This window comes from Bacillus sp. JK74, from assembly GCF_053663395.1.
This window is the reverse complement of record NZ_JBSJQB010000003.1, coordinates 38,147-50,875: the sequence shown is the minus strand read 5'-3', so window position 1 is coordinate 50,875 and position 12,729 is coordinate 38,147. Positions and strand designations below refer to the sequence as shown.

Annotated in this window: 13 protein-coding genes; all 13 read right to left on the bottom strand. The window is 44.7% G+C overall.

Annotation, left to right across the window (positions count from 1 at the left end):
- Positions 1–109: 109 nt before the first annotated feature.
- The 13 genes from ACWJJ5_RS10410 to ACWJJ5_RS10350 all read right to left on the bottom strand — a co-directional run bounded on the left by ACWJJ5_RS10410 (position 110) and on the right by ACWJJ5_RS10350 (position 12,375).
- Positions 110–820 carry a YwaF family protein gene (locus tag ACWJJ5_RS10410; RefSeq protein WP_077722726.1) on the bottom strand — a complete coding sequence of 237 codons (711 nt, stop codon included), beginning with the start codon at positions 818–820 and terminating at the stop codon, positions 110–112.
- Between the two features lie 107 nt (positions 821–927).
- Positions 928–2,868: an FtsX-like permease family protein gene (locus ACWJJ5_RS10405; protein WP_015418041.1), complete on the bottom strand. Its 1,941-nt coding sequence runs from the start codon at positions 2,866–2,868 to the stop codon at positions 928–930.
- The gene (locus ACWJJ5_RS10400) at positions 2,865–3,620 is read right to left on the bottom strand and encodes an ABC transporter ATP-binding protein (RefSeq protein WP_015387828.1); all 756 of its coding nucleotides are present in this window, start codon (positions 3,618–3,620) and stop codon (positions 2,865–2,867) included. The genes ACWJJ5_RS10405 and ACWJJ5_RS10400 overlap by 4 nt, the downstream gene beginning before the upstream one ends.
- A gap of 102 nt (positions 3,621–3,722) precedes the next feature.
- On the bottom strand, positions 3,723–4,727 hold the full coding sequence (locus tag ACWJJ5_RS10395) for a sensor histidine kinase (RefSeq protein ID WP_015418042.1): 1,005 nt from the start codon (positions 4,725–4,727) through the stop codon (positions 3,723–3,725).
- A complete protein-coding gene (locus ACWJJ5_RS10390; RefSeq protein ID WP_014305616.1) occupies positions 4,720–5,415 on the bottom strand; it encodes a response regulator transcription factor in 696 nt (231 codons plus the stop codon). The genes ACWJJ5_RS10395 and ACWJJ5_RS10390 overlap by 8 nt, the downstream gene beginning before the upstream one ends.
- A 63-nt stretch (positions 5,416–5,478) precedes the next feature.
- Complete coding sequence (locus ACWJJ5_RS10385; RefSeq protein WP_077722727.1) at positions 5,479–6,789, bottom strand: ABC transporter permease; 1,311 nt, start codon at positions 6,787–6,789, stop codon at positions 5,479–5,481.
- Positions 6,779–7,474 carry an ABC transporter ATP-binding protein gene (locus ACWJJ5_RS10380; RefSeq protein ID WP_003152281.1) on the bottom strand — a complete coding sequence of 232 codons (696 nt, stop codon included), beginning with the start codon at positions 7,472–7,474 and terminating at the stop codon, positions 6,779–6,781. Before ACWJJ5_RS10380 ends, ACWJJ5_RS10385 begins: the two co-directional genes overlap by 11 nt.
- 15 nt (positions 7,475–7,489) lie before the next feature.
- Positions 7,490–8,473 (bottom strand): ABC transporter permease, encoded by a 984-nt coding sequence (locus ACWJJ5_RS10375; protein WP_454021490.1) that lies wholly within the window; start codon positions 8,471–8,473, stop codon positions 7,490–7,492.
- 36 nt (positions 8,474–8,509) lie between these two features.
- On the bottom strand, positions 8,510–9,496 hold the full coding sequence (locus tag ACWJJ5_RS10370) for an ABC-2 transporter permease (RefSeq protein ID WP_167860362.1): 987 nt from the start codon (positions 9,494–9,496) through the stop codon (positions 8,510–8,512).
- A gap of 15 nt (positions 9,497–9,511) precedes the next feature.
- Positions 9,512–10,498, bottom strand: a complete 987-nt coding sequence (locus ACWJJ5_RS10365) for an ABC transporter permease subunit (RefSeq protein WP_052586459.1) — start codon at positions 10,496–10,498, stop codon at positions 9,512–9,514.
- Positions 10,492–11,370 (bottom strand): ABC transporter ATP-binding protein, encoded by an 879-nt coding sequence (locus tag ACWJJ5_RS10360; protein WP_003152276.1) that lies wholly within the window; start codon positions 11,368–11,370, stop codon positions 10,492–10,494. The genes ACWJJ5_RS10365 and ACWJJ5_RS10360 overlap by 7 nt, the downstream gene beginning before the upstream one ends.
- Positions 11,363–11,755, bottom strand: coding sequence for a GntR family transcriptional regulator YtrA (gene ytrA / locus ACWJJ5_RS10355; protein WP_003152275.1), 393 nt, complete (start codon positions 11,753–11,755; stop codon positions 11,363–11,365). The genes ACWJJ5_RS10360 and ytrA overlap by 8 nt, the downstream gene beginning before the upstream one ends.
- Before the next feature lie 347 nt (positions 11,756–12,102).
- On the bottom strand, positions 12,103–12,375 hold the full coding sequence (locus ACWJJ5_RS10350) for a YtzC family protein (RefSeq protein WP_003152272.1): 273 nt from the start codon (positions 12,373–12,375) through the stop codon (positions 12,103–12,105).
- Between the last annotated feature and the right edge of the window lie 354 nt (positions 12,376–12,729).

Genomic DNA, 12,729 nt, shown 5'->3' with positions numbered 1-12,729 from the left:
ATTCATTCTATCGCCGCGGACGTCTTTTTTCAACATCAGAATCTGAAAAAAATAATGCCGGAATGTTGAAAAAATTACAAATGATTGGATTCGCAAAAACAGACCGGCTTCATGCTCTTTTCCTCAGCAGCCAAAACGGAATATACAGAATGAAAAAGCTCAATATCACCGCCGCTTCCATTGATAGAAGATACCACGGCCAAGGTCCGAAAACATTCAGAAGCGAAGCGGTCTTCGGTTTTTTCATTAAATATAGATAATTTGCATTCAGCACACGATCAATAAAAAAGACACACGCCCCGTACAGATTTACGATCAGCACCGACACCCACAGCCCGCGCGCCGACGGTCTGTACTTTTCTGCAGCGGCCATGAATAGACAGGTAAGAAAAACACAGCCGTGGGAGACGAAAAACACGATGTACCGAAAATGCGGGAAAGAATACGCCCCTAAATCAGGTGTTGCCATCGCCTGTACGGCGCTGCCCAAACCGGCAAAATAGAGGAAGGCGAACAGCTTTTTGCTTTTTGTCATGACCATCAGCATCGCCAAATAGACGGAAAGGTCGCTCAGCTGCAGCGGCAGAGCTGTTTTCAGCGACCATGCATGATGACAAAGCAGCCATATATGATAGCTGATCTGCGACACGGCAAGGAGAATGAATAGTACATAGCGGATCATGCGGCTCTGGTTGAGCTTTTTCCGGAATACGATCACGCCCGCCCCCAGCAATCCGATGATCAACAGCGTGAAAATGTGTTCCTTGGAAAAAAGATGAAAGGCCCCTGTTTCAGATTTCAATTGAAAATACTTCTGCATAAGGCTCCCCCGTGCGAAAAAATGACGTATGTCTATTCTTTTAAAAATCGCTTTCTTCTATTCATACAAAAAAAGCCTCCGCTTATGCGGAGGCTCCTCAACTTGTTTTACAAGGCGGATTGAATGACCTTTTTATAATACAGCACCGACAGCATGCCGAAGATGGAGTACAGCAGCGTATACAGCGCCATGACGATGATCATCGGCGTCCACACTTCCGTTCCGAATAAAAACCATCCTGACTGAACGGCAAAATAGCTGTGGAACAGCCCGAGAACGAGAGGAATCCCGAAATGATACGCCTGCTTCCGGCGGATGCCTTTCAGCAGATCTCCCGTTGTGAAGCCGAGCTTCCGTAATATCGTATAATCAGCCTTCTCATCCTCACACTCGCCCATTTGTTTAAAATAAAGGATACAGCCTGAGGTAATCAGAAAGGTTAATCCTAAAAACCCGACAATAAACATGATCAGCCCCATGTTTTTCTTTTGCGTGTCAGCCGTTTCAAATTGTGAAAGCGCGCCATCTGAATAGTGCTGCGCCTGAAACAGACCATCAGCTTTTTGGATGTCCTCTTCTCGTTTGAGTGTAATGCCGAAAAACCGATTTGATTTTCCCTGGATGGACGGGTCGATATCTTTCTCGATCCGGTCGAATACCTGCTGCGTGACGATAACGGTCGGCAGCCCTCCGCTTGTAAATGTATATGACAGGAGGAAGTCGTTCTTCAAGCCCTTATACGCCAGCGGTATTTTATCCGTTTTGCCGTTTATATCAATGGAACCTGACGTTTTCAGGTCGAGAAATCTTTTCATCATATCATTATATCCGGTAAACACGGCTTCTCCGTCAGAAAGCTCCGTCCCTTCTGCGTCTTTCTCGCTTATAATCGGCAGCGCCAGGCTGGACGGGTCTTGTTTAAAGCTTTTCATGTCGCCGTTTATGATGTTCTTCATATTGACACCGGCTTGAATGGTCTTGATTGTTTTTACTTTGTGTTCAATTCCGTTTTTCTTCAATAAAGCGGTAAATGAGTCAGTCTCCTTTTGGTTATCAAACGCAAAGTCCGCAGCTGTATTTTGCTCAGCCGATTTTTCCGCGGAGTAGTACGAGATATAGCTTAAAGACAGTAAACCGATTGCCAGCGCCGAAAGAGTCGTAATAATCGTCAGCAGCACGGCGTTTGACTTCATCCGGAACATGATGGATGACAAAGACAGCACTTCACTGACATTCAGATACCCGCCTTTTGATTTCCGGATGAGATTTGCCAGAAAGCTGACCGAACCTTTATAAAACAGATAGGTTCCGATAATGACCGAGCCTAGAATAAACACCATGGCCGAAAACAGTTCATTCATGCTCGTAAAACTGCCTCCGAATAAATCCGCGGACACGGCATAGCCGGCGATAATGGCCGCAATACCGACAACGCCGATCAACATCTGCACCCAAGAAAGCCGTCTTATGCCGCTTTCTGACGATGACGCGGTTTTAAATAAAGACAAAATGCTTTGCCGTTTAATAAATAAGTAATTCATCATCATAATCAGCACGTAAATTGCCCCGAACACAATTAACGTCTGAACGAGCGCCTTGCTTGAAAAAAACAGTGAGACAGAGGCTTTCACACCGACTGTATGAAACAGCATCATCATACATAATTTCGAGAGGGAAAAGCCGGCGAAAATACCGATCCAAATCGATCCGAAATACAAAATGAAATTTTCTGCGCTGAGTATGCGGAAAATGTGCATTTTCGTCATGCCGATTAATCGGAATAAGCCGATTTCCCGGCCGCGCCGTTTAATAAAAATGGTGTTGGCGTATAAAAGAAATACCGACACGATCGCCACAAGCAGTACAGAGGCGGCCCGGATTGCCGCCGCTCCTTTTATGGAGCTTTTCATTTCATCAAGCGCAGGATCGTATTGCATCGTGACAAACGCGAAATAAAGGGCGGCGCTGAACACCAGCGCAAAAACGTAAAGGTAATAGTTTTTCATATTCTTTTTCAGGTTCTGGAAGATCAAATGATGAATACTCATGCCTGAACCCCGCCCAATACACTTTGCGTTTTCATAATATCCTGAAAAAAGTCCGGTCTGTCCTGGCCGCCTTTATTCAGCTGTGTATACACACGGCCGTCTTTAATGAAAACCACACGTCCGGAATAGCTGGCGGCAACTGGATCATGCGTCACCATCACAATGGTGGCGCGGCGTTTTTGATTCAGGCGGCTGAGTTTATTCAATAAATCCGTGGCAGCCTTTGAATCGAGCGCTCCGGTCGGCTCATCAGCAAAAATAATGCCCGGCTCGTGAATAACAGCTCTTGCGGCAGACGTCCGCTGTTTTTGCCCGCCGGAAATTTCACTCGGATACTTATGTCTCAAATCATAGATCCCAAGCTCCTCTGCCGTCTCGGCAAATCGCAGGTCCGCCTCTTTCTTAGACATTTTCGTAATGGATAACGGAAGGAGTATGTTTTCCTTCACGGTCAGCGTGTCCAATAAATTATAATCCTGAAAAATAAAGCCGAGATGCCGTTTTCTAAATTCGGCAAGCTGTTTTTCTTTCATGGATGTAATCTCCGTCTCGTTCAGTTTAATGGTGCCCGCGCTCACTTTATCAATGGAGGAAAGCACATTCAAAAGGGTCGTTTTCCCTGATCCTGACGGGCCCATAATGCTGACGAATTCCCCTTTGTGAATCTGAAGATCAATTCCTTTCAGCACCTCTTGTTTATTCAGCTTGTTTCCGTAGCTTTTTTGGATATTGCCTGCTTCTAAAATCATCACGTTATGATTCTCCTTTTACATTGGTTATCTTTATTTTAAAAACAGAAGCCGTTTTTTTCGTTTGATTAAGCGAACAAAAGAGAAAAGCATGTGACACTTTTGTCACACGCTGAACATGCTGACGGCATCGTTCTGTTTCGGAAACACCAAGGTAAAAACCGTGCCGCTTTCCGGCTCAGAGCGCACGCTGATTTGGATGAGAAGAGGAGCCGCGGCTTTTTGAGCCAAATACAGGCCCATCCCCGTTGACGCGTGATCTCGTCTCATTCGCGTCGAGGTAAATCCTTTTTCAAAAATGCGCGGAAGATCTTTGGGCTCGATGCCGATGCCGCGGTCTTCAATATCGACATGCACCCGGCCGTTTTGTTCATAGCTTTTTACGGTAATGTCATCCGCTTCACTGTATTTGACGGCATTGCTTAACAGCTGCCTGATGATGAAGGAAAGCCATTTTCCGTCACTGTGAACGTCCGGTGAATCAAGCTGAATGTCAAACCCGATCCCTTTTTGTATGCACCATGATTGCAGATTTTTAATTTCTTTGAAAACGAGCGGTCTGAGCTGAATGCGCTGGAATGATAAATCATTTTCAATAAAGGACAATCGTTTCTGATGAAGCTGCTGGTCCAGGAGATGGTGAATCCGCAGCCATTCATACAGCAAAGGGGCTTTCAGCGGCTGTTCATCAAGGCGCTCGATCATGAGATGCATCGCTGTCAGCGGTGTTTTGACCTCGTGAATCCATGACATCAGGTCATCCTTTTCATGCTCTGACGCCGCCTGAAGATCAAGTGAGCTTTTTCGTAATTGCTCTGTCTGCCCTTCAATGCTTTCTTCAACGATAGACTCAAACGGACTGTCAGGCGCTTTAAGATAAGACATGTCTAAATTGGCGTCCCACTCTCTTAAGCTTTTATAATAGGCGGTCTCTTTCCGATAGCGGAACAAGAGAAATACAAGAAACACAAGAAGCGACAGGTAAACAAAATACAGCACTGAAAGAAACGGAATAGACGGATCAATATATGCCGCAAAAAGGAGCACAGCCTGCTGCAAAAGAAACATCGCGATCCAGCTTTTTCTTTCGAGCAGAAATGATTTAATCATAAAGACCGTCTTCTTCCTTTGCGATGTATCCCTGCCCGACCTTGGTTTCAATCATTTTCCCGATGCCTAATTGATCGAGTTTTTTCCGCAGCCGGTTGACATTCACCGTCAGCGTATTATCACTGACGAAACGCTCATCATTCCATAGGCTTCTGATGAGTTCTTCCCGGCTGACGATTTTATTTTTCTGTTCAGCCAGCAGTTTTAAGATCAGCATTTCGTTTTTGGTCAGTTCGACCGAACCGTTTTTACGGCTGACCGTGTTGGTTTCTGTGTCAATGACCGCCCCGCACCATCTTTTCATCAGCGCCGGTTCTGTGCCGTATTGGTGCACACGGCGGAACACGGCCTGTATTTTCGCGATTAACACATCAAAGTGAAAAGGCTTCTGAATAAAATCATCTGCCCCGAGCTGCATCGACATGACCATATCCGCGGGATGATCGCGCGAGGACAAAAAGAGAATCGGCACGTTTGATTGGGAGCGTATCATTCTGCACCAATGAAAGCCGTCAAATTTCGGCAGCTGTACGTCAATGATCACCAAATCAGGCTTGATTTCGGTAAACTCCCGGATGACCCGGCTGAAATCCTTTATTCCGTGCACCGCAAATGACCAGCCCGTTAATCTCTCTTTCATCTCGTGAAACAAAGTGTTATCGTCTTCTATTAACAAAATGTGAAACATGGTATCCGCCCTTTTCTGATAGATAGAGGAAAAACCGGCTGATGTCCAGCCGGCTTTTTTCCTTTACAGTTCTCTTCTTAATGCGGTCAGAACGTTGGTTTTTGTCGCTTTGCGGGCCGGATTCATACCGGAAATTACCGCGACCCCCGCACAAATGACAACTGCGATCACAACGAGGCTGAGCGGGATATAGGAGAAGGTATAATGAAGATCTTCAGCTCCGGTATTTCCCCCTACCGCTTTCAAGATAACCGGCACAGCCAGATTGACGGCAAAACTCACTCCGTAAGAAATGATAATCCCGATGACAGAACCTAATATCCCGATATAGGCGCTTTCCATCAGGAACATTCTGCGGATGATGGACGGGCTTGCGCCGATCGCTTTCATAATCCCGATTTCCTGCGTTCGTTCCGTCACCGCCATCGTCATCGTATTGAAAATACCGATGGCAGAAATCACGACGGCGATAAAGCCGACAAAGATCAGGCCGATTTTAAAGACGAGGAAAAACGTGTTGACGCCCTTCAGCTCGGTTGTGACAGATCTGACATAAAAGCCGTCATCCGTGAGGTCATGGGTAAGCTGATCGACATGATCGAATTTGTCTGCATACACATTGATGCTTTTTTCCGCATTTCCATTCTTCAGATCCAAGAATGTCGAGAAGTCTTTCTTGAATTGATCACTCACAAAAATATTTGTATCCTCCATCCAATCTTGGGACGGTTTTTTTGTAATTCCGACTACTTTGAAGTCGTACGTTTTCGTTTTTTCAACGTCTCCGTCTTTGTTTGTTTTGGAGATGCCCAGCTGTATCGTTTTATTAAGCAGGTCTTTCGTATAGCCTTTTGGTTTTTTCACCTCCGACATGTCGCCTTGGTGATCCTTTAACTCTTTGTCGTAAGCGTCAGCCTCTTTTTTCGTCAATAGGTTCTTTGCAAAATCATAGCCGACCACGATTTCATTCTCTGTGCGGGCGACTCTTCCCTGATCAAGCTCCATATTGGCTTTGACTTCATCTTTCATGTTTGTCAGCACAATGGCTGAATCTTCATTTGTTCGATTTCCCAATGACGCTTTGTTCGGTTCATACACTTGGGTTCTTTCAACGACAGACTTGACATTTTTATACTTTTCCAAGTCTGATTTCTTCACGGCTTTTCCGTTCTCTTGGCCGAGCACATTGATTTCCGTAACAATCTGCTGGCTCATGGTAATGTCTGTAATCGTTTTTTGGATGCCGAATCCGACGGAAGCCAGCACCACTAAAAACGCGCACGCCATTGTCGTCGCCAGCACCGTCATGAAAACACGCAGCCGGTTTTTCTTCATATTTCTTCTGATAAAGTGAATCTGATCCTTAAATCTCAACAGTAACGCCCCCTTTTAATACACCGTCATGCAGCTGGAATTTTGAATGCGCGATCGAAGCGACTTCATCGTCATGCGTAATGATGACAAATGTAATCCCGCGCTCCCGGTTCAGCTGCTGAATTAATGCAAGCACCTCAAGTTCCGTTTCTGAATCGAGGCTTCCCGTCGGCTCATCGGCTAAAATAATTGACGGATTTAAAATGAGGGCTCTTGCGATACTGACACGCTGCTGCTGGCCGCCTGACAGCTCATTCGGATAATGATTCGCATGATTTTCAAGTCCGACCCGTTTCAGCATATCCGCGACTTTCTGCTTGCGTTCAGACGGTTTGACGCCTTTTAAGGCAAGCGGCATTTCAACATTTTCATAGGTTGTCAGACTCGGAATGAGCTGAAAGCTTTGAAAAATAAAGCCGAAATGCCCGAGGCGGAACTGCGCCCACTCTTTTTCATTGAAACCCGTCACATCAGTGCCGTTAATGACGATACGGCCCTTCGTCGGCGCTATGTATCCCGAAATTAAATTCAGAAGCGTTGATTTTCCGGAACCGCTCCGCCCGACGATACAGGCAATTTCCCCTTTTTCAACGGTCAAAGAGACATCCTTCAGTACCGGAACCTCACTCTCTCTGCCTTTCCTGCCGATTTTAAATGAATGATCGATATGCTGTACCTCTATCACGTACACCACTCCCCCTTATATCTGTTTCGTTTTTTTATAGATGAAGTAATAACTGATGAAAAACCCGATAACCGCACCGATGAGCATGCCGAATATGTAACCGGTATACGAACCGTTATAAGCATATCCGCATACCCCCGCACTTCCCATCATACTGAGCGACATGACGAGCACTTGAATGATGCGTTCAATGTGTTTGCTCAGGATAAAATGTCCGCTTCGTTCACTCGGCATTTTCAGGAAATTCACATAGCCGAATAGATAGAAACAAAATCCCATTAATGCGGAAATAAACAATGCGTGTTTCATGTAATACATCCATGATGTATGGATGTAAGCGGCAGGCATGAAATAGATCAGAAATCCGCTCCAAGGGAAATCAATATCCGGCACAGCCTGCCTGCCAAAAAGGAACTCGGCGTTTAACAGGTAAATCGTCATAACCACGATCGGAAAGACGGAAACCGTGAACGCTGTGATCAGCTGCGCCGCTAAATTGCCCGTTATCGTGCCGGCAGCTGTCACTAGTGCATAAATCATCAAGCTGATGACCAGCATCCCTGCGCTGAATGATTGAAAATGATGGACAGCGTCAGGTGTAAGCGCTAGAAACAATATGTCGGATACTCCGTAAGAAACAAACTGCGAGCCGGCTAACACGGCTGCTCCCAAGAAAAACTTCGTATGAAATATCCGGCTTCTCGAATACGGAAGACTCAGTGTAAACATCCTTTCAGCCCGGCCTGCTCTTATCAGAAAAAGCCCCATAACAACCGGCGGAATGAAATGAAGCCCAATCAAATTCCGATAATTGCTGTAATCGATGCTGAATGTACAAACTGACCCCGGGTACAGCTGAAGTGCACGTAAACAATCCTTATAGTGAAAATACTCATTTATAATTGCCAAAGGGCCTAAGATAGATAAGAACCCCGCTGTAAGCAGCAGCAGCGTCTGCCGCTGCTTCCATTCTTTATAAAGCAAACCGCTAATCGGCACCTTGCCTTCCTCCAAACTGCTCATTTTCAAACGGATCTACATATGCTTTGACTTCCTGTAAACCGTAAAATAACTGATGAAAAACCCGATAACCGCGCCGAAGATAATGCCGGCTAAATAGCCGAACATCGTGTCTGTGACCCCATATCCGAAAACACCGAAACCCATAACGGCAAACGCAATCACCAAAATCTGCACCGGACGGTCCAATTTTCTCCATAGAAAGAATCTGCCGTTCCGTTCATTCGGATGTTTCAGAAAGCTGACGTAACCGATCAGATAAAAGACAAGACTCATCACCATCGGAATGATTAAAACCAAATCCCTTTCTCTGATCCATTCGTTAAACACATATCCAATAGGGGTTACAAATATAAAAAGACGGGATTCGATATAACTGCTGATAAAAGAAAATTGATCTCCCACACTAACACCGAAAACGACCTCCAAATTCGCGGCCGGCAGACCGATGAGTAAAAAAGGCAGAATCGTTACGGTAAACGCCGTTAACAGCTGGGCGAATATATGTCCCGTTATTGCTCCGGATGCCATTAACAAGGCGTAAGCCATAAAACTGATGACAATCATTCCGATTGAAAAATGATCAAAATCGTACGTATGGCTCGGTTTCAGCAAAGATATCAGCAATGACGCCGCTCCATAGCCTATCGCCTGAGGAACAACAATGACTGCCCCGCCGAGCCAGAATTTAGTCTGAAAGATTTGGCCTCTGCTGTAAGGCATGCTTAACAAAGCATCCATCGTTCCCTTTGTCCGTTCCAAGCCTAATAAGAAGACAGCAATGATGACACTCACAATCCAGCTGAAGGAAAGAAGCGACCCATTCGTATAACTCACGGTAAATTCACAATATTGCGGATCCAGATAATTCAAACGTCCTTGGTATGATAAATAGTAGTAATAAATCATAAAAGGGTTTGCCGCTATTAAAAAAATACCGCTCAACAAAAACAACCACTGATTTTTCTTCCATTCTGTGTACAACAATCCCTGCGGTATCATTCCGGTCCTCCTTTCTTACACATGCTTCGTTTTTTTATATATGGCAAAATAACTGACCAAAAATCCGACCGCTCCTCCGACCAGCATCCCGGCCACATACCCTGTCATCGTCTGTCCCGTCGAGTACCCCGCCAGGCCAAAACCGAGAACGGCGATGATGATCACCACAATCTGAATGGGCCGGTCAAGCTGTCTCCAGAGAAAAAAATGGCCGTTCCGTTCCACCGGCTGCCTGACATAGCAAAAGTACCCGATGGCATAAAATACAATGCTCATCACTGCCGGAATGATTAATATATACTTGCTGGCAGATACCCAATCTGTATCCATGTACATGATCGGATTCAAATATTGAAAAAGATTGTATACTTTGATATAAGCATCCACTGACGGCATCAGCTCATACATGCCGGCTCCGAAGATGACTTCTACATTGGACAGCGGCAACGTAATGATCAGGTATGGTGATATCGACACGGCAAACGCCGTTAACAGCTGGGCGAACGTATTCCCCGTTAAGCAGCCTGCGCTCGCGACCAATGTAAAAGCCAAAACACTCACAATAATCTCTCCGACGCTGTAATGGTGGAAGAAATATACGCGCTCAGGCTTTAACAGAAGAATGAGCAGCTCAGCCAGCCCGTAGCCGATCACCTGAGCGCCGGTAATGACCGCCGCCCCGAGCCAAAATTTAGTGTGAAACACCTGAGCGCGGGAATAAGGCAGACTGAAAAGCGCATCAATGGTTCCTTTCGTACGCTCCAGTCCGAATAAGCAAACCGCCAAAATCACAGCGGGCGCCCAGTTTAAGTTCAGCATTCCGCTATCCAAAGAATTCACATAAAACTTACAATATGCTCCGTGGGTGTCCAGACAGCCTTGATAAACCAGATAGGTATTTAACACTTCAAATGGATTGACCGCCGCTAAAAAAATGCCGACCATCACAAGAACAGTTCGATTCTGCACCCATTCCCTGTACAGCAATCCCCTGTCTACCATCTCCGGTTCCCTCCAAACTTCGCGATGAAAACTTCTTCTAAGTTCACAGGAAGCTCGTTCCATACTTTAGGCTGCAGCTCTTGCAGAAAGTTCTTTTTCTTCTCATCGTTCTTTTGAATCAGCACCGTATAAAACACACCGGCATGGTCGAGAATCGGTATATTTTGTTCCCTGATCTTCAAGGCGACGTCCTCTTCAAATGCCATTTGGATTTTCATGTACTCTTCCTTCATATCATCCAAGTCCATCACATTCGTCAGCTGATTTCCTTCCAAAAACCCGATCCGGTTGCACATTCGCTCAATATCTTCTAAACGGTGTGAGGTAATCAGAATGCTCGTTTCCCGTTCAGCCACTTCATCCACCATAAGCTGAAGCACGTCATGACGCGTTACGGCGTCAATTCCGTCCGTCGGTTCATCCAAAAGGATAAGAGCCGGGCGTGAAGCAAAGGCAAGGACGAGCGCAAGCTGTTTTTTCAGGCCTGTGGATAATTCACGGTATTTCTTCGTTTCCGGAATGCCGTACCTGTTCATCAGCTCATTGGCGTAAGTCACATCAAAATTCGGATAGATTCTGCTTACAATCGCAACAAGCTGTTTATATGTATACTTGTCATAAAAAGGATTTTCAACAGGCATATAAATGATATTCTGTTTGACTTTCGGATGACGCTTTATTTCCACCTGATTAAATAAAACCGTCCCTTGATCCGGAAGCAGAATCTGCTGAATGAGCCGGAGCAGTGTTGTTTTCCCTGATCCGTTCCGCCCGAGCAGCCCGAAAATTTCCCCTTTTCCGATGGTGAGCGAAATATCTTTGAGCACTTCTTTACCGTCTATCGTTTTTGAGAGATTCCGCAATTCAATCATGATCCTTGCCTCCTTTCACATCAGCGCTGATTTCCTTTATCCATTCCTGCAGCTTCTCCAGCTCAACTCCCGCGTAATGGGCATCGATGATGAGCTGTTTCAATTGCTCTTTTATCATCGTCATCTTCCCTTCAACCAATGTCGTTTTTGCATTCTCCGATATATACGTTCCTCTTCCCCTCAGCGTTTCAATGACACCATCGCGTTCGAGCTCCTTGTACGCTTTGCTGACTGTGTTCGGATTGGCGATAATAATCGTTGCCAATTCCCTGACAGAAGGAAGTTTATCCCCCGGCTTCATGATCCCTTTTAAACAAAGCTCTTTCAATTGCTGTATGATCTGCTCATAAATCGGAGTTGAGCTTCTCGGATCGATTTGAATCATTTACTTCCCTTCTTTCTTTTACGAGCTGCTCTCTTTCTTTAAATGTTCTGCCATTGAAAACCGATGACGACAAGAACGACAAACAGACTGCTGGCCAAAACCGAGGCGGCGATAATAAGAGGCACATCTTGTTTTACGGATCTTTTGTTTTTCATGAAAGTTCCCCTTCCCTATGCTTAACATTTATATGTCGATTTCATTTTTTGAGTGTTTTATGTGTATTACATCAAGTAGTACACGTAATACAATAAACACACTCAGGCCTATTGTCAATTCTTTTTTAAAAGAAATACAAAAAAACCCGCCGGGATTCCGGCAGGTTTGCTGAACCATTTGAAACGGCGCGGTCAGTAATCAAAATTACGCTGCAAAATCATATTGTTTTGCAAAGTCTGCAGCTGCAATCTCATTCTGTAAAGCTGCTCTCTTTGCTGATCATTCGCAGATAATGACAGCTTGTTTAATTCATTCACCGCGTTTTCAAGCATCATTTGCGCTTCACTGTACTCATTATCATTATAATGCTCTTGTTTTGAAGCGGTCATAAATTGCTCATTCGCAAATTCATACGCCTGTTCGCTTCTTTGGAGATGTTCATCTACTGATTGTCTTGTTGCCATTAAACAGTCCTCCTATTGATAATGTCATATCAATAGTATTTCTTATTCCAAATAAATTCTCACAAGAAATATCAGGTAATTCATTCACAAGACAGAGATGGCATAAAATACGATTAAATGTAAAACTTAATCAAGACAGAATGAAGTCTTTATAAAAAGCCTTCATTTTAGAACGCTAACTTAATTCTTCTTTTATTAAAAACATTATAATTTTTCCACATCACCCACAAGATCTTCGGTTCGCTTTAAATTGTTCACCATCAAATTATCTTTTTTGTGTAAAACACCCAGGATTCATCAGATTTTTTAGGTATCCAATTCATTAGACGATCGTTTTTATTAGCTTTAATTATC

Coding starts and splice junctions, on each gene's coding strand:
- ACWJJ5_RS10365 (WP_052586459.1), bottom strand. CDS start 10,498: ATGGTAGACAGGGGATTGCTGTACAGGGAATGGGTGCAGAATCGAACT.
- ACWJJ5_RS10350 (WP_003152272.1), bottom strand. CDS start 12,375: ATGGCAACAAGACAATCAGTAGATGAACATCTCCAAAGAAGCGAACAG.
- ACWJJ5_RS10390 (WP_014305616.1), bottom strand. CDS start 5,415: ATGTTTCACATTTTGTTAATAGAAGACGATAACACTTTGTTTCACGAG.
- ACWJJ5_RS10370 (WP_167860362.1), bottom strand. CDS start 9,496: ATGATACCGCAGGGATTGTTGTACACAGAATGGAAGAAAAATCAGTGG.
- ACWJJ5_RS10395 (WP_015418042.1), bottom strand. CDS start 4,727: ATGATTAAATCATTTCTGCTCGAAAGAAAAAGCTGGATCGCGATGTTT.
- ACWJJ5_RS10360 (WP_003152276.1), bottom strand. CDS start 11,370: ATGATTGAATTGCGGAATCTCTCAAAAACGATAGACGGTAAAGAAGTG.
- ACWJJ5_RS10405 (WP_015418041.1), bottom strand. CDS start 2,868: ATGAGTATTCATCATTTGATCTTCCAGAACCTGAAAAAGAATATGAAA.
- ACWJJ5_RS10410 (WP_077722726.1), bottom strand. CDS start 820: ATGCAGAAGTATTTTCAATTGAAATCTGAAACAGGGGCCTTTCATCTT.
- ytrA (WP_003152275.1), bottom strand. CDS start 11,755: ATGATTCAAATCGATCCGAGAAGCTCAACTCCGATTTATGAGCAGATC.